Origin of the sequence: Aminobacter sp. BA135, from assembly GCF_050859125.1 — a bacterium.
In the GTDB taxonomy this organism is placed as follows: domain Bacteria; phylum Pseudomonadota; class Alphaproteobacteria; order Rhizobiales; family Rhizobiaceae; genus Aminobacter; species Aminobacter ciceronei.
Map to the genome: position 1 here is coordinate 1,294,769 of NZ_CP139572.1, position 16,179 is coordinate 1,310,947.

Annotated in this window: 19 protein-coding genes; 1 reads left to right on the forward strand and 18 read right to left on the reverse strand. The window is 63.7% G+C overall.

The window, feature by feature from the left end; translation table 11 throughout:
- Window positions 1-87: 87 nt before the first annotated feature.
- The 9 genes from tilS to SLT36_RS06325 all read right to left on the reverse strand — a co-directional run bounded on the left by tilS (window position 88) and on the right by SLT36_RS06325 (window position 8,923).
- Window positions 88-1,440, reverse strand: coding sequence for a tRNA lysidine(34) synthetase TilS (tilS, locus tag SLT36_RS06285; RefSeq protein WP_432286345.1), 1,353 nt, complete (start codon window positions 1,438-1,440; stop codon window positions 88-90).
- Window positions 1,434-2,486, reverse strand: a complete 1,053-nt coding sequence (ybgF, locus tag SLT36_RS06290) for a tol-pal system protein YbgF (RefSeq protein ID WP_432286346.1) — start codon at window positions 2,484-2,486, stop codon at window positions 1,434-1,436. Before ybgF ends, tilS begins: the two co-directional genes overlap by 7 nt.
- Window positions 2,487-2,645: 159 nt before the next feature.
- On the reverse strand, window positions 2,646-3,155 hold the full coding sequence (gene pal / locus SLT36_RS06295; protein ID WP_115730431.1) for a peptidoglycan-associated lipoprotein Pal: 510 nt from the start codon (window positions 3,153-3,155) through the stop codon (window positions 2,646-2,648).
- Between the two features lie 355 nt (window positions 3,156-3,510).
- Window positions 3,511-4,827: a Tol-Pal system beta propeller repeat protein TolB gene (gene tolB / locus SLT36_RS06300; RefSeq protein WP_067956791.1), complete on the reverse strand. Its 1,317-nt coding sequence runs from the start codon at window positions 4,825-4,827 to the stop codon at window positions 3,511-3,513.
- 38 nt (window positions 4,828-4,865) lie between these two features.
- Complete coding sequence (locus SLT36_RS06305; protein ID WP_115730432.1) at window positions 4,866-5,936, reverse strand: hypothetical protein; 1,071 nt, start codon at window positions 5,934-5,936, stop codon at window positions 4,866-4,868.
- An 8-nt stretch (window positions 5,937-5,944) separates the two neighbouring features.
- Window positions 5,945-6,403, reverse strand: a complete 459-nt coding sequence (tolR, locus tag SLT36_RS06310; RefSeq protein WP_067956797.1) for a protein TolR — start codon at window positions 6,401-6,403, stop codon at window positions 5,945-5,947.
- A 10-nt stretch (window positions 6,404-6,413) separates the two neighbouring features.
- Window positions 6,414-7,124 (reverse strand): protein TolQ, encoded by a 711-nt coding sequence (tolQ, locus tag SLT36_RS06315; RefSeq protein ID WP_067956800.1) that lies wholly within the window; start codon window positions 7,122-7,124, stop codon window positions 6,414-6,416.
- 354 nt (window positions 7,125-7,478) lie between these two features.
- Window positions 7,479-7,946: a tol-pal system-associated acyl-CoA thioesterase gene (gene ybgC / locus SLT36_RS06320; RefSeq protein WP_432286347.1), complete on the reverse strand. Its 468-nt coding sequence runs from the start codon at window positions 7,944-7,946 to the stop codon at window positions 7,479-7,481.
- A gap of 167 nt (window positions 7,947-8,113) precedes the next feature.
- On the reverse strand, window positions 8,114-8,923 hold the full coding sequence (locus tag SLT36_RS06325; RefSeq protein ID WP_432286348.1) for a class I SAM-dependent methyltransferase: 810 nt from the start codon (window positions 8,921-8,923) through the stop codon (window positions 8,114-8,116).
- Window positions 8,924-9,246: 323 nt separating this feature from the next.
- Here SLT36_RS06325 and SLT36_RS06330 point away from each other — a divergent pair, with 323 nt between their 5' ends.
- A complete protein-coding gene (locus SLT36_RS06330; RefSeq protein ID WP_432286349.1) occupies window positions 9,247-10,479 on the forward strand; it encodes a glycoside hydrolase family 5 protein in 1,233 nt (410 codons plus the stop codon).
- 12 nt (window positions 10,480-10,491) lie between these two features.
- On the opposite strand, the gene SLT36_RS06335 is transcribed toward SLT36_RS06330, so the two are convergent.
- The 9 genes from SLT36_RS06335 to SLT36_RS06375 all read right to left on the reverse strand — a co-directional run bounded on the left by SLT36_RS06335 (window position 10,492) and on the right by SLT36_RS06375 (window position 15,833).
- Window positions 10,492-11,394 carry a metallophosphoesterase gene (locus tag SLT36_RS06335; RefSeq protein ID WP_432286350.1) on the reverse strand — a complete coding sequence of 301 codons (903 nt, stop codon included), beginning with the start codon at window positions 11,392-11,394 and terminating at the stop codon, window positions 10,492-10,494.
- Complete coding sequence (locus tag SLT36_RS06340; protein WP_432286351.1) at window positions 11,391-11,882, reverse strand: GNAT family N-acetyltransferase; 492 nt, start codon at window positions 11,880-11,882, stop codon at window positions 11,391-11,393. The genes SLT36_RS06335 and SLT36_RS06340 overlap by 4 nt, the downstream gene beginning before the upstream one ends.
- Window positions 11,883-11,885: 3 nt before the next feature.
- Window positions 11,886-12,926: a Holliday junction branch migration DNA helicase RuvB gene (ruvB, locus tag SLT36_RS06345; RefSeq protein ID WP_067956812.1), complete on the reverse strand. Its 1,041-nt coding sequence runs from the start codon at window positions 12,924-12,926 to the stop codon at window positions 11,886-11,888.
- A gap of 40 nt (window positions 12,927-12,966) precedes the next feature.
- Window positions 12,967-13,587: a Holliday junction branch migration protein RuvA gene (gene ruvA, locus SLT36_RS06350; protein WP_192313797.1), complete on the reverse strand. Its 621-nt coding sequence runs from the start codon at window positions 13,585-13,587 to the stop codon at window positions 12,967-12,969.
- A gap of 13 nt (window positions 13,588-13,600) precedes the next feature.
- Window positions 13,601-14,017 carry a type II toxin-antitoxin system VapC family toxin gene (locus SLT36_RS06355; RefSeq protein ID WP_432286352.1) on the reverse strand — a complete coding sequence of 139 codons (417 nt, stop codon included), beginning with the start codon at window positions 14,015-14,017 and terminating at the stop codon, window positions 13,601-13,603.
- Window positions 13,998-14,267, reverse strand: coding sequence for an AbrB/MazE/SpoVT family DNA-binding domain-containing protein (locus SLT36_RS06360; protein ID WP_432286353.1), 270 nt, complete (start codon window positions 14,265-14,267; stop codon window positions 13,998-14,000). The genes SLT36_RS06355 and SLT36_RS06360 overlap by 20 nt, the downstream gene beginning before the upstream one ends.
- Before the next feature lie 108 nt (window positions 14,268-14,375).
- Window positions 14,376-14,627, reverse strand: coding sequence for an AbrB/MazE/SpoVT family DNA-binding domain-containing protein (locus SLT36_RS06365; protein WP_432286354.1), 252 nt, complete (start codon window positions 14,625-14,627; stop codon window positions 14,376-14,378).
- Window positions 14,628-14,687: 60 nt separating this feature from the next.
- Window positions 14,688-15,209: a crossover junction endodeoxyribonuclease RuvC gene (gene ruvC, locus SLT36_RS06370; RefSeq protein ID WP_432286355.1), complete on the reverse strand. Its 522-nt coding sequence runs from the start codon at window positions 15,207-15,209 to the stop codon at window positions 14,688-14,690.
- 90 nt (window positions 15,210-15,299) lie between these two features.
- A complete protein-coding gene (locus tag SLT36_RS06375) occupies window positions 15,300-15,833 on the reverse strand; it encodes a DUF1465 family protein (protein ID WP_067966050.1) in 534 nt (177 codons plus the stop codon).
- Window positions 15,834-16,179 lie beyond the last annotated feature (346 nt).

The following is a 16,179-nucleotide window of genomic DNA, read 5'->3' on the forward strand; positions in this document are numbered from 1 at the left end:
AGGGGCGCGTATGGTGAGAGTAAGCTTGCCCCTAACATAGGCACGGCCTCGGACATTGCCAAGCGCGTCCCTAAGTCTCGGTTAAGGTCAAACAGCAATGTGACCACGGCATGGCGAGGCCGGGATCGCTCGCCCGCCAATCAGTTCTGACACAGCCTGAGCCGGAGCTAGGTCGAAGCCGGGGAGGAAACGCGCCCAAGGGCCGGCCAGCGCGTCAGCATTTGTTAGAAACGCCAATCCCGCCAATGTTTCGCCGCGCCACAAGGCGGGCTCGGCCTGAAGTGCCGCCCGGACAAGACTTTGCGGTGCATTCGCCTCCGACGCCATCGAGATGGCGGCCGTCAAACCGAGTGGTGCGACGGTCATTTCAGCCTGTCCTGGTTGTGGGGCCGCAATCCGGTAGCGGCCGTCCCACAGACCCGTCGCCAACGGCGTTGCCCGCGGCAATCCGCGTCCCTCGCGCAGCAGGAAAATGCCTGTGCTTCTGATGTCGACGAGTGCGCGCGACAATGTGGCGCGGGCCGGTTTTTTGTTAGCCGGCCCATCGGCGAGACGCTCCAGCAGGTCGCGGACGCGTGCCTCGTCAGGCAGATGCGGCACGCCGCCTGACACCGCAATCAACACACGCAGCGCGTAGGCCGCCGCATCGCCGTCAGGTGTCTCCGCGAAGGCCGGGTCGAGACGGTTCAGTCCCGGGCTGACGCGACTGGCATGGGTGGCGATCAGCGCTGCCGCACGCTCGCCCAGTTTGGTGCGCGCCGCGCCTGCCTGCCTGGCGTCGCCCAGGGCGGTCTCGATCCTCTGGCTGCCATGGTTCTGCAGCGACAGCCGCATGCGTGGCCGCTCATAGGCGTCATTGGTGTTGGTGGGGTCGTCGATCCAGCTGGTTCTGAGCGCCCTGAGCATGTCGCGCAGCCGCTCGCGGCGCTGACCGAGCAGCGGGCGGACGATCCAGATGTCGCCGTCGAAAAGCGTGGCCGAGGCCATGCCGGCGGCACCGCGGCCCGTGCCGCGCGCGCTGCGCATCAGCACGGTCTCGGCCTGGTCGTCGGCGGTGTGACCGGTGACCAGGATCGTCGCACCCGCCTCGCGCGCTGCCTGCGCGAGCAGATCGTAGCGCGCATTGCGCGCGGCGGCTGCGATGCCGGTCGACGGCTTGTCGCCGGTCCAGTGCATCGTGCGATGGGCAATGCCAAAGCGGGCGCAGAGCTGCCCAACCGCGTCGGCCTCGGCGTCCGAACCGGGGCGTAGCGCGTGGTCGACGGTCACCGCCTGCAAGCGCGTCGTCGGCGCATGCCTGTCGAGATGGGATTTGAGAAGAAGGAGAAGCGCTGTCGAGTCGCTACCGCCTGATGCCGCTGCGATGATCGTTGCGTGCGCGGCGAAGTCGAACTCGGAAAAGTCTGCAAAGAAGTCGGCGTCGATCGGCTGCGTCAGCACGCGGCGAGAGCCCGTTCCTGCTTGACCCGTTCCTTGATGGCGCCGGAGACGTCGGGATAGCGCTTGCCAATCTCGCCGAAGGTGGCGCATGCAACATCGCGCTGCTTCAGGCCGACAAGCGAAACGCCGAGCTTGAGCATCATTTCAGGCGCCTTCTTGGACTTCGGATATTCCTTCGAGGCGTTGAGGAAAATCTCGGCAGCGTCGCGGTACTTCTTCTGGCCGAGAAGCGACTCGCCCAGCCAGAAGCGGGCATCGGCCGTCTTGGGATCGGCGGGGAAACGCGAGATATGATCGCGAAAACCCTGTTCGGCGGTGGTGTAGTCGCCCGAAAGCACGAACTGGTAGGAGTTGCGGTAAAGCTCGTCCGGATCGTTGGTGTCGGGCAACGCGGCAACAGCGGTGCCATTGCTCTTCGGTTGCGCCGGTTGCGTTGCGGCAGGCGCGTGCGGTTGGGCCGGTGCAGTGGCCTGCGGATTGGTGGTTTCCGAGACGACGTTGCCATTGGCATCGACGGTGATGGTGCCGAATGTCGTCGGCGGCGCGCCGGTGCCGCCACCGGCAACCGCACCGGGCTCACCGGTGCCGGAATCGGTGATTACGTCTTCGACGCTGTTTGCGCCTGGGGCGGGAGCGGTCGCCGTCTGGGCCGCGCCGGGTTGAGGCGCCGTGGGCGCCTCAACGATCGAGCTGTTGCTCTTGCCGGAGGCGTCGGACTTCTTCTGTCCGCCGCCCTCAAGCTCCTGGAAGCGGAACTCGTTGTCTTCCTGCATCTTCCGCATCTGCTCCTGCATCTGCAGGATCTGGAAGTTCAGCTCCTCGATGGAGCCGTTGAGCTTGCGGATTTCCTCCTCGAGCGCGGTGACGCGCGGATCGCCCGCCTGGGCGAGCTGGATCGGAGCTTCGGTGCTCTCCGTCTTGCTGCCGAAAACACCCGGCAGGCCGATCTTGGGGAAGTCGATGCCGATGCCGTCGCGCGCGTGCGCTGCGGCCCCCGACAGAAGGAAGATGGCAAGTGTGCCACTCAGGATTGATCGAAAATGCATTAGCCTCTCGCCGTAGAAGAGAATTTGGTTGCTTCGCGCCGATGCGCTCTCGTCATTTATCAGGACCGGAGACTTCGGCCAAATTTTGTTTCGGACTGCCAGATAAGCAAAAGGCGGCCCGAAGACCGCCTTTCATTCCACTCAGTGGCTTCGCGCAGCTCAGCTGCCGGCGCCCGACAGCGTCGTGACGGCGCGGCGGTTCTGCGACCAGCAGGAGATGTCGTCGCAAACCGCGACCGGACGTTCCTTGCCGTAGGAGATCGTCTTCAGGCGGTTCGAGGCAACGCCCTGCGAGATCAGGTAGTCGCGGGCGGCAGCGGCGCGACGTGCGCCGAGAGCCAGGTTGTATTCGCGGGTGCCGCGTTCGTCGGCATGGCCTTCGACAACGACTGCGTACTGGCCGTACTTGTTCAGCCACTGCGCCTGGCGGCTCAGGATGCCCTGGGCGTCGGCGCGAACCGACGAGGAGTCGGTGTCAAAGAAGATGCGGTCGCCGACATTGACGGTGAAGTCCTGCGACGAGCCCGGCGTTGCCGAGCCGGCGCCGCCGCCGAGGCCGAGATCGGCCGCGTTGTTCGGGGTCTTCTTCGAGGCGCAGCCTGCAATCGCCAGAGAGGCGATCAGGGCTACGACCACGGGGTTGGTTGCAAATTTTGCGATACGGCGCATCCCGCCTCTCCTTCGCATTCGAGTGATTTCGTTGAACATCCAGTAACCACGTTGGGGTTAACCGGCATTCAAGAAACGTGGTTAAAATTTCGTTGCTGCTCGCTGTAGTGTCCCCGCATGCGGCAGCCGTCGAACATGCACTTCGCCGCGCACCGTAGGCGAAAATACGGCAGAAAGGCGGCGTCATTGGTCAAATGACGCCGCCTGGTCCATTCGTCGCGCCTTGAGCGGAGAAGGTTAACAACAGGCCCCTGGGGCACTGCGCGTCAGCTGCGACGCGCAAAGGCGCTGTAACACTTTGACACGGGTGCCTGGCCCGATGCGAAGATCGAAACCGATCTTCGCGCCCGTGCACCTAGTCGAGCAGCGGCGACCATGCCGGGTCGGAGGCAAAGCCCGAGGTCGGGATCGCCTGCTCGTTGCGGCCGGTGAGGTCGACCGAGTAGAGCTTGGGACCGCCGCCGCCGGGCTGGTCGCGGAAGAACATCACGACGCGGCCGTTCGGGGCCCAGGTCGGGCCTTCCTGCTGGAATCCGGTCGACAGGATGCGCTCGCCCGAACCGTCGGTCTTCATGACGCCGATCTGGAACTGGCCGCCCGACTGCTTGGTGAAGGCGATCAGGTCGCCGCGCGGCGACCACACCGGGGTCGAGTAGCTGCCGCCGCCGAAGGAAACGCGGGTCTGGCCCGAGCCGTCGGCGCCCATGACGTAGATCTGTGGCTGGCCGCCACGGTCGGAGGTGAAGACCACCTTGGAACCGTCGGGCGAATAGGACGGCGAGGTGTCGATGGCGCTGGAGTTGGTCAGGCGCGTGGTGGTGCGGCTGCGCAGGTCCATCGAGAAGATGTTGGAATTGCCGTCGTCGCGCAGCAGGCTCATGATCACCTTCTGGCCGTCGGGTGAAAAGCGCGGCGCAAAGGTCATGCCGGGGAAGTTGCCGACGAGTTCGCGCTGACCGGTCTCGATCTGCAGCAGGTAGACCTGCGGCTGACCGCTTTCGTAGGACATGTAGGTGATTTCCTGGCGCGTCGGCGAGAAGCGCGGGGTCATGGCGATCGAGCGGCCATCGGAGAGGTAGCGCACATTGGCGCCGTCCTGATCCATGATCGCGAGGCGCTTCTTGCGCGCGGTCTTGGCGCCCGACTCGTCGATGAACACGACGCGGGTGTCGAAGTAACCCTTCTCGCCGGTCAGGCGCTCGTAAATGGCATCGGCGATGATGTGGGCGATGCGGCGCGAATTGGCCTTGTTGGCGAAGAACTGCTCGCCGGCAAGCTGCTGGCCGGCAAAGGTGTCCCACAGCCGGAACTCGGCCTTGAGCCTGCCGTCCGCTTCCTGGCTGACGCGGCCGGTGACCAGCGCCTGGGCATTGATGACTTTCCAGTCCTCGAAGCGCGGCGCAACATCGGGGTTGGAGATCTTCTCGATGAAGGCGCCCTTGTCGATCGGTGCGAACAGGCCCGACCGCTGCAGGTCGGCGGCGACGATGCCGGCGATCTCGGCGCCCATCGCATCACCCGACAGGAAATCGGTGATGGCGATCGGCAGCGGCTCGACATTGCCCTTGTTGACGTCGATCTCGACCAGCGCGCGTGCAGGCAAGGTCGCAAACGCGGTCATGCCGCTCGCCATGGCGCCGATCAGAAGGATCGCTTTGATTACATGCTTCATTAGACAGGCCTCTTAGTTCCGGGTGAGCGTGTTGGCGCTCAGAACATTTCGCTCGGGTCGAAATTGACGATGACTTGGTCCCAGCCACCGGCATATTTGTCAGCCGGCAGATTGTACGGAGCACACTGGAGGACCGCGCGGCGCGCCGACTCGGCTGCCGCCCGCTCGATGCCGGCCGAACCACCACCGGAGATGATCTCCGGCCGTCCCTCGACCTCGCCGCTAGGGGTGAGATTGAACTGAATGGAAACTTTGAGCCCGCCGCCGTCCATGGCGCCGGCCGGCACATTCCAGCAACGCTGGACCTGACCGCGCAGGGCATCCATCTCGCTCTGGCTCAGCTTGTTGCCGCCGGTGTCCTTCTTGCCGCCAAGCGATGCCTGTTCGGTGGAGCGCTTGGCGCCGCCACCGGATGGCTTCTGCTTGTTGAGCAGGGCGGCAACCTCGTCGGCGTTGAATTCCTTTTCTTCCGACTTCGGCTTGGACGATGCCTGCTGGGTCTGCTTGTCTTCCTGCTTGCGCTCGGGCGTCTTGGCCGTCTGGGCCTGGGGCGGCTGCGGCTTGGCTTCCGGCGCCGGCGCATTCTCGGGCAGCTTGACGGCTTCCGCCTCGGCCTGGTCGGAGACGATGGTCTCGGCAACCGGGTCGGGCTTGACCTCCTGCTTGGGCTGGGGCTGCGGCGTCACTTCGGTCGCGGGTACCGGCACAGGCTTGGGCTCGGCCTGCTTCACCGGCTCGGGCTTGGGCTGCTCGACAGGTGTCGGCTTCGGCTCGGGTTTGGGCGAGGGCGGCGGTGCGGCGGCGACGTCCACTTCCTTCTGCGTCGGCTCGGGCGTCGGCGGCTTGTCGCTGTCGGTCTTGTTGTCGCCGACATTCTGGGCGTCCGGCACGATGTCGGGACGGCTCGTCGGCTTGGGCGCCGGCTTTTCGTTGGCCGGGGCCTTCTTGTCGCCCTTCTGGATCTGGGTGATCGATTCCACCGGCACGATGTCGACCGGGAACGCCTCGACGTCGGCGACTTCGAGGGCGCTGGGTGCCGACAGGGTGAACAGGCCGAAACCCAGCACCGCCGCATGCAAAACCACAGATGTCGTGAGGCCGGTCTTCATTTTGCGGGCTACTGGTCCTGTTCCTGCAGCGTAACGAGGCCGATCTTGTTGTAGCCGGCGGCCTGGATACGGGCCATGACCTTCATCACCGTACCGTAGTCGGCGGTCTTGTCGCCGCGCACGTAGATGCGTTCCTCGTAGCCGGCCTTGGCGATGGCGCCGAGCTTGGCGACGACCTCGTCGATCGGGATCTCGGTTTCCTGGATGTGGATCTGGCCGGCCTCGTTGATGGAGATGGTGATCGGCTGTGTTTCCGAATTCAGCGCTTTGGCCTGGGTCTCGGGCAGGTCGATCGGCACGCCGACGGTCATCAGCGGTGCGGCCACCATGAAGATGATGAGCAGCACCAGCATCACGTCGACGAACGGCGTGACGTTGATTTCGGACATCAGGCCGTGGTGGCGGCCGCGCCGCCTGTGGCCGCGCCCGCCGCGGCCCGAACCGCCCGCGCTAACTGACATACCCATGGTCTACTCCTCAGGCCCGCTGCGCGACTTTTTCATCGATTTGGCGCGACAGTATGGCGGAGAACTCGTCCGAGAAGCCCTCCATGCGCATGCCGATCTTGCCGGCGTCGGATGACAGCTTGTTGTAGGCGATGACCGCGGGAATAGCGGCGAGCAGGCCGATTGCGGTTGCCAGCAGTGCCTCGGCGATGCCGGGGGCGACGACGGCGAGGTTGGTCGACTTCGAGCCAGCAATGGCCTGGAACGAGGTCATGATGCCGACGACGGTGCCGAACAGGCCGATGAAGGGGGCGGCCGAACCGATGGTGGCGAGGAAGCCGAGCCGGCCTTCCAGCCGCTCCATCTCGCGCGTCAGCGCCAGGTCCATTGCCTTGTCGATACGGGTCTGCAGCGCCAGCGGCGATTTGGCGCCCTTCTCGAAACTCTTCTTCCACTCCTTCATGGCAGCGACGAAGATCGCGCTCATGCCTGTGGTCTTGCGATCGGAAAGGTTGCGATAGAGCTCTTCCAGCGACTGGCCCGACCAGAAGATCTGTTCGAAGCGGTTCAGCGCTGCGCGCATGCGGTTGTAGGCAACCAGCTTGTCGACGATGATCGCCCAGGTCCATACCGACGCGCCGAGCAGGCCCAGCATCACCAGCTTGACCACCCAGCCGGCCTGCCAGAACAGCGCCCAAATCGACAATTCCGCGCCGGTTTGGGCGAGAGGTAGGTTTTCCATCTTGTAACAGTCCTTAAGATTTCCGGGCCCGGCTCGCGGCTAGCCCTTGCGCATCATCCCATCGTGGTCCGTTCGCGCGAAGCTTCCGGAAGTGCCCCAAAATGCGCCTTTTCGGCCTTTTCGGAGCCAATTTTGGTGAAAGGAAGGCCGCTCGGAATACTTACGACTTTCACCGACCTCTTAATGGACCGTTATGGTTAAAGATGGGTTAGGAACATGATGGTGCGCCAACCTGTCGTCGCGGCGGGGCGGGCTTGGAGCGCTGCGGGGCGTGGAATAGCCGCTGCTGCGTCACACGATCTTGTGATCAGGGGCTTCCAGGCTCGCTGAGGTTGCGCCGCCACTGGCCCGTCGTCACCGGCCGGGCATGAAGGCTTCGATCCAGTCCTTGGGGAAGCGTCTCGGGCGGCCGTTCTCGCCGATGATCGCTGCTTCGACCCTGGCTTCGACCAGCACCTCGTCGCCGCGCTTCAGCTGCTGGGCCATGGTGATGCGAGCACCTGAGATGTCTTGGGTTCGGGTTTCGATGGTCAGTATGTCGTCGATCTTGGCCGACGCCCGGAAGTCGATCTCCATCCGGCGCACCACCCAGACGATCTTCTCGCCATGCTTGCCGTCGGCGAGTTCGGTGTGGTGTACGCCGGCAAGGCGCAGGAAATCCGAGCGTCCGCGTTCGAAGAATTCGAGATAACGGGCATGATAGACGACCCCCGAGAAGTCGGTGTCGGCATAATAGACTCGCGCCATAAGCCGGTGGCCGAATGGCGTCAGGGCGCCGGAAAGGCCGGCAGCCAGCACGTCCTCGTCAACTTCATCCGCCATCGCACGTCCTCGTTCCGGCCGCATTGCCGGGAAAATCCGGCGACAGGGCAGGGAGTGCGATGGCATTATCGGCGGCAACGATCAAGAACTGTCTGTTGGCGTTGCTGGATCTGTTCAAGGATTGGGACGCGGTTTGCCGCGCCGAACGACGTGATGGGGCGATCCCGTCAAACCCTTTCGACCAGTGCTCTGCCCTGTTGCCGGTCGGCCTGCGGAAGCCGAGGTTCGGTGCCGATTGGCCCCGGGCGCTTGCGCGAGAACACAAGAAGGTTGGTGCGCATGGCCGGCGGCATGAACCATTGCAGCAGAGAAACGAAGGCAAAGCCTGCGGTGGTCCCACCGTGATATTTCGGCGTGCCGTTCGACACGTAGCCATGGTGCGACCAGATCTTTTCGTCGAAGGCGCGCCGAATGCTACCCAAGGTGTTCATGCGGTAGAATGTCGGAAACGCATCTTCCCGTGGCCGCTCGGGCCACACCAGCCTCATCATGCGATCCTTCACCGTTTCCGGCACCAGCGTGGTGCCAATCCCGACATAGCCAAGGCGGTTCGGGGTGAGCGCGCAAAGCCATCCGCCGGGCTTGAGCACCCGGTGGATTTCCTGCGCGAACTGCCGGGGATGTTCGACATGCTCGATCACCCATTCGCAGATGATGATGTCGACGCTTGCGTCTTCCAGTGGCAGGCGGCCGCCAGGTTCAATGACCCGCGCCTCGTCGAGATGCGGATGCGTCATCACCACCGGGTCGACGTCGATGCCGATGACCTTCCTCACGCGGCCATGGAAATTGCAGAACCACTTGCGGAAAGGCGCACTCCCGTGGTCGAAACGGGAGCCGCGCCCGGCCCCCAGGTCGACGACCACCATATCGGGCTCCACAAGGGCGTTGACGCGTGTGTAGAACTCGATCGCCTCATCGTCCCGGGTAAATCCGCCGGCTGCTGTCTCAGGCCGCCATCGGTCAACCACCGTCATTGCATAACCCCCGCTGCGCAATCGATCGAAATTCTATCAATAGCTGTGATCTGCTAACAAGTATCCATGCTGAGCAAACAAATCATGAAGATCATCGTTTACGGTTAACCTGAGCATTTATTGATTTCGATGCAGATACATTCGCAATGGATCTCGCGCAGATTTTGTAATGAAACGTGCCGACGAATCTGTCGACGTGTTGTTTAGAAGGTGCTTTAGTGCGTCGGTGGCCTGGACTTTCACCATGTTCGGCCTTGGGGCTTTCCTTTCTCCGGGCTTTTGGGCACCAGTTCTGTCCAACCGAGAGGGTGGCGATGGTGGTGATGATCCGAACCTCAGTGATGGCCTTGCTTGTGCTCGCGTTGCCGCTCTGCACGGCTGACGCCGCGACTTTCACGATGAAGCGGGGCATCAATCTCGACATCTGGGAAACCTGGCCCGGTGAGGACAAATGGGACGACGCGAACGTCATCCTGCCGTTTCCCGAATGGCGCCAACGGCTCGGTGAGGGTGACCTGAAAACGCTCAAGGCCGGCGGGTTCGACGTCGTGCGCATTCCCGTCGACCCTTCGGTGTTCCTGTCCAAAAAGACAGAACCGCTGCGCGAACAATTGCTTGAGAGCGTCCTGGAGTCGGCGCGCATGGTCAACGCGGCCGGGCTCAAGGCGGTGGTCGACCTTCACCTCATTCCGGCAGGCGGCAATGGCCAGATCGGCATGTCCGAGGTGATGGACGATCCGGCCAATTTCGACCGTTATGTCGAGCTGGTCCGGCAGATGGGACTCACCTTGGCCAAGGAAGATCCGGATCTGGTCGCCTTCGAGCTGATGAACGAGCCGGTCGTCGATTGCGAACAAGGCGAGGCCAAGCTCTGGCCTGAACGTCTCAAGCGCCTTTATGCCGCCGCGCGCGCAACGGCGACCCGCCTGACCCTTGTGCTGTCAGGCAGTTGCTGGGCCGGTGCGGAAGGTCTCGCCGCGCTCGACCCCAAGGATATTCCCGACGACAATGTCATCTGGACGTTCCATTCCTACCAGCCGTTCCTGCTGACCAGCCAGGGCGCCACCTGGGCCGGCGACTTCATTCGTTATGTTACCGGGCTGCCTTATCCGCCCTATGCCGTGCCTCGCGCCGAGCTTGATGCTGTGCTCGACAAGGTCCGGGCCAAGATCCGGGCCGAGGCGCCGATGCTGCGCCGGGCCGGCATGCTCGCCTATCTCGATGAGCAGATCGCCCTGATCGACAGCAAGGAAAAGCTCGAAGCCGAGCTCGATGCGCCGTTCCGCCAGGTCGACGCCTGGGCGAAGAAGCACGACATTTCGCCCGACAATATCTATCTCGGCGAGTTCGGCATGATCCGCCAGGAGTACAACAACCCCTACGTCATGCCCGGTGCCTGGCGCGCCGCTTATGTCAACGACATGATCGCTCGCGCCGAGGCGCGCGGTTATGCCTGGTCGATCTGGGGCTACGGCGGCGCTTTCGGCATCGTCGACGAATTCGAGGGGCGGAAGGCGGAACCTGACGTGCTCGAGGTTGTGAAGGGGCTGAAGTAGCTTCGCTTCAGCTCAACCCAGGTCGATCGTGAGAATTTCCGGACGCACGCCGAAACGGATCGGTGCGATGCTGAAACCGAGGCCGCCCGAAACGATCAGGTTGCGGCCAGCTTCGGCGACGTGGCCATAGGCGTAGCGGTTGCCGTAACGCGAAGGAACGACCGGCGAATAGCCGAACAGGCGCACCTGGCCGCCATGGGTGTGGCCCGACAGGGTCAACGCAACGCGGCTAGGAACGTCGGGAAAAATGTCGGGCTCATGGGCGAGCAGGATGACAGGTGCCTCATCGCCGACTCTCGCCAACGTGCCTCTCAGGTCGTGAAGCCCGGTGAAGCCCTTCCGGCCCCATGCTCTGCCTGGCCGCAAGGCCAGCTGGTCGGCGAGGCCTGCGATCCAGAAGCCATGACCCTCCTTTTCCAGCCGGACGACGTCGTTTTCCATGACGGGAATACCCGCCGCTTCCAGCGCCCGCCTGGCAATTGTCGGACCTTGCCCGGCCTTCTGCGCCGTCAGGTCCTCCCACCAGTCATGATTGCCAAGGATGGAGAATACGCCGAGCGGTGCCTTGAGGCCCGACAGGGCCGGAGCCCATTCATGGGAGTCGACCCAGCCGCTTACCATGCGGGTTCCAGCGACGTAGTCGCCAAGCAGTACGATGATATCGGGCTCCAGCGCATTGGCTTCTTCTGCCAACGAAGCGATGCGCTCTGGCGTCATCCATGGCCGGCAGGCGTGGATGTCGGCGAGCGCCACAACGCGCAGCTTCAAGCCATCGGGCCAGTTGGGCGGGGTCAGCGCGTAGCGTTTCACCCGGGTCAGCAGCATCGGTTCGATGCCGACCGCATAGCTGCCGAGCGCCGCCGCAGCCAGGACCGAACCGCCGAGAAAACGGAAGAAGCCGCGGCGAGTGATCAAGCTTTGGCACCCGTGCGATGGCGCTCGAAGCGCTGCTCGCGCACGCCGCCGGACCACTGGTCGCGTTCTTCCTCGGCAACGAGGTTGAAGCCGAACGATTCATAGAGATGCCGGGCCGGACCGAGCCCGACGAATGTCGTGAGATAGACGCCGGGAAAACCCTTGGCGTCGACATGCGCCATGGCCTTGTCCATCAGCCGGCGCCCGAGGCCCGTCCCGCGCGCGCCATCGCTGGTGATGAACCAGCGCAGATGCGCCAGCAGCTCCGTCGAGGTCGGAGCCTCCAGGCTGATCGTGCCAAGCAGGGCGCCGTTGTCGTCATCCTCAGCGGCGAAGAAGTCGAGGCCGGGTCTGAAGTCACGCATGAAGGCGGAAAGCTCGCTGGCGACCTTGGCCTCGAAAGGCAGCCCAAAACCCCAGTCGCGGGCGTAGTAGTCGGCGTGCAGTCCAACGATGTCGGCTATCAGTCCGGGGCGATAGCCGATCATGTATCAGTCTTCCTCTTGGAACAGGTTGATCTGCTGCACGGCAAGGTCGCGCGGGATCTCGAGGCCAAGGTGCTTCCAGGCATTGGCCGTCAGCACGCGGCCGCGCGGCGTGCGTTGGATGAAGCCCTGTTGGATCAGATAGGGCTCGATGATGTCCTCGATGGCGTCGCGTGGCTCGGACAGGCCGGCCGCGATGGTCTCGATGCCCACCGGGCCGCCGCCGAAATTCATCGCGATCATCGAGAGGTAGCGCCGGTCGAGCGAATCGAGACCGAGTGCGTCGACCTCCAGCCGCGACAGCGCCTCATCGGCGATGCGGCGGTCGACCGGACCGGAGCCGGCGACGGCGGCGAAGTCGCGGACGCGGCGCAAGAGGCGGCCGGCGATGCGCGGGGTGCCGCGGGCCCGGCGCGCGATCTCGATGGCGCCGTCGTCGGCGAGCGGCATGCCGAGGATGCGGGCGCCGCGCCGCACGATCAGCTCGAGCTCCTCGACCGTATAGAAATTGAGCCGGGTCGGGATGCCGAAGCGGTCGCGCAGCGGGTTCGTCAGCAGACCGAGACGGGTGGTCGCGGCGACAAGCGTGAACTTGGCCAGGTCGATCTTGACCGAGCGCGCCGCCGGACCTTCGCCGATGATCAGGTCAAGCTGGTAGTCCTCCATCGCCGGATAGAGGATTTCCTCGACTGCCGGGTTGAGGCGGTGGATCTCGTCGATGAACAGCACGTCGCGTTCTTCGAGATTGGTCAGCAGTGCGGCAAGGTCGCCGGCCTTGGCGATGACCGGGCCGGAGGTCGAACGGAAATTGACACCGAGCTCGCGTGCCATGATCTGGGCGAGCGTCGTCTTGCCGAGGCCGGGCGGACCGACGAACAGCACATGGTCGAGCGCCTCGCCACGGCCCTTTGCCGCCTCAATGAAGATCTTGAGATTGGCGCGCGCCGCCGCCTGGCCGACGAAATCGTCCAGCGTCTGCGGGCGCAGGCTGTTGTCGGCATCCTCGCCGCGTTTGTCGGGGGTGATGAGGCGGTCAGGCGAATTCATGCGTCCGTCCTCGCACGGAGACCGGCTGCGAGCAAGGCGCTCACCGTGCCAGCTCCTTCAGGCCGAAGCGGATCAGCTTGGAGGAATCGGCGTCTTCGCCGACGCTCTTCATGGCGGCGGCAATGGCGTTGGCGGCGATGTCGCGAGAATAGCCGAGATTGACCAGTGCCGAGACCGCGTCGGCGATCGGGGCAGGGGCGACGCCTTCGCCGAGTTCCTGCTTGAGCCCGATCGTGCCCGTTGCCTCGCCGGCGAAAGCCGGGGCCTTGTTCTTGAGCTCGGTGACGATGCGCTCGGCAACCTTCTTGCCGACGCCGGGCGCGCGACTGACCATGGCGATGTCGCGCAGCGCGATCGCGTTGGCGAGATCGGAAGGCGCCAGCGTCGACAGGATCGCCAGCGCCACCTTGGCGCCGACGCCCTGGACGTTGGCCATCAAGAGCTTGAACCACTCGCGTTCCAGCTCGGTCTTGAAGCCGTAGAGCCGAATCATGTCTTCGCGAACATAGGTCTCGATGAACAGGATCGCGGCTTCGCCGGCGCCGGGCAAGGCTGCAAGCGTGCGCGTCGAGCAATAGGCGACGTAGCCGACGCCATGCACGTCGAGCACGCAGAAATCCTCGCCGATCTCGTCGACGGTGCCCTTCAACTTGCCGATCATGGTTCAAGCCTCGTCATGGATGGGTATCGGGCGCGATGATTTCGAGCTCGGGGAAATAGGTGCGGTAGCGGGTGGCGTCTCGGGTCAACAGGCGATGTCCGGACACAAGCGCATGCGCCCCGATGAGGAAGTCGGGCAGGGTCCGCTCACCGCGACCGCCCCGCTGCCGGTATTCGCGGTGCGCCCAACCGGCGGCCAGCGCGGCCTCGAAAGGTATGTCCTCGAAGGTCCACAGCGTCGAGACAAAGACGCCTTGATAGCGCTCCGCCGAAACGAACTCATGCGAAACTTCGGCTGCGACAATGGCATTGAATATCAGGTCGCCATACCGCCGTGCTTCTCGAATCTGCTGCCTGGACCAGGTCGCCCACTGCGAGCCGGGCTCGACGACATCAATGATGACGTTGGAATCAATGATTGTCGCGGACATCACGATCCCTGGTCATGGCCATGATGTCATCGGCAGTCAGATTGCTGTCGCCCGTACCTTCGATACGCCGGAACCAATCCTCCAGGCTGCGGTCAAGCGCCTTCGCCCGCATATCTGGCTCGGTGCCGCGCACCAGTTCGACAGCGCCGTCGGAGCGTTCGACAAAATCCACCTCCGACCCTGCCTCGATGCCGAGGCGGTCGCGGATTTCCTTGGGGATCGTCACCTGGCCCTTTGTGGTCACGCGCATGGTAATACCTCGTAGGTATTACTTAGTGGTGATGTGAGAACAAGTCAAGAACACGTAGGCCGCGGCGACAGTGTGGTGTGGTGTGCGGTCGGGACGGCTGACTGGACGTCACCGGCCCTTCGCCAGCGCCAGGATCTCGTCACCATTTGTCGCCAGATCCCCGGCGCCTTCGAGCCGGTCGAGAATGGCCAGGAACCGGTCAAGCCGGTCGCGGTCGGCCAGCCTGTTGATCTCATCCTTGGGCACGATGGTGATCTTGCCGCCTTCGATACCGAAAATCACCTCGGTGTTGGCGCCGATGCCGAACGTCTCGCGCAGATCGCGAGGGATCGTCACTTGGCCCTTGCTGGTAACCCGCATGGAATCATTCCTCTTCTTGCTGGAAAGGAATGTTGCAGCGATGAGAACAAGTCAAGAACATCAGGCGTGAGCCGCAGTCAATGCAGCCAGCCTGTATGCCGGGCTCTGGCGGTGGTGGGCATGGCAGATGGCGATCGCAAGCGCATCAGCGGCATCGGCGGTGTCGAACACCGACTTCGGCAACAGCACCTTGACCATCATGGCGATCTGTTTCTTGTCGCCATGGCCGACGCCGATGACCGCCTTTTTCACTGCGTTGGGCGAATATTCGGCGACCACCAGCCCGGCGCGGGCCGGCACCAGCATGGCGATGCCGCGCGCCTGGCCGAGCTTCAGGGTTGCAGTGGCATCCTTGTTGACGAAGGTCGCCTCGACGGCCGCCTCATGCGGCATTTCGCGGTGAAGCACGTCGGCTAGGCCGTCATGCAACTGGCAAAGCCGGCTGGCGAGCGCCGCCTTGTTGTCGGAGCGCACGGTGCCGGCGGCGACGAACCGCAGCGAGTTGCCGAGGCTCTCGATGATGCCCCAGCCGGTGCGCTGCAGCCCCGGGTCGATGCCAATGATACGAATCGTCTCTCTCATCCGCGAACTCTATCTTCACGGAGACAAGACGCCAGAAAAATGTGAACAAAACAGAAACAATCCCCGCGTCGTCGCAGGGATGGTCCTGCGTCAGTTGCGGGCAAAGGCCGTGTTGAGCAGGCTGATCTGGTCGGAAACCGGGTTGCTGCGGCGCATCGCCTGCACCGGCACGACGGTTGCGCCGTTGCCATAGATCTCATCGTCCATGCGGCGCACATGCGCCTGCAGGCGCAGCGAGCGGCGCACCAGGTCGACGAAATCGGCGGGCAGTTCGTTCCAGCCGGCGGCGTCGTCATGGGCGGAAGCCGTGTCGAGCCGCACCTTGGACTTCTCCGAGGCGACCTGGTCGCGGGTCATCTCGCCTGAGTTGGCGGCGCGCTGCAAAAGCAGCCACGAGGCGATCTGCATCAGGCGGGTGGTCAGCCGCATCGATTCGGCGGCGTAGAGGGTGGCGGCAAGCCGCGACAGTTTCTTGGCCTCGACGCGGCCGGCACCGTCGAGATACTCGGCGGCCTGTTCGACCAGGCCCATGCCCTCATTGTAGAGGGGCTTGAAGGACGGCGAAAACACCCGCCTTTCGGCGAGCTTGATCGTGTTTGCGCTTTCCCTCGAAGGCTCGTTCATCATCGCTACCCTGCACCCTGTTCGCGTTCTGCCCGTCTTTCCCGACGGATTCTGCGCGGCCGTTCCTATACGCCAAGCCCGATGAAAATGCGCTTCCGCCGATGTGAACGCAAGCGCATGTTTAACAAAGGGTTAACGCGCCGGATTGGATAGCTTTTGGAGGGCATTTCCGAAGGCGCGCGGGCGAAAAAAAAGAGCCGCGGAAAAGCGCGGCTCTCAGGAGTTTAACAGGGAGGCGTCAAACAAAGTGGCTCCAACCACTCGGTAAGAATCCAGATGACTGGATACGCACAGTAAACACTGGGAATGCTTAATGGGCGCTTAAGATCGGTGCCGATTTCGCCTT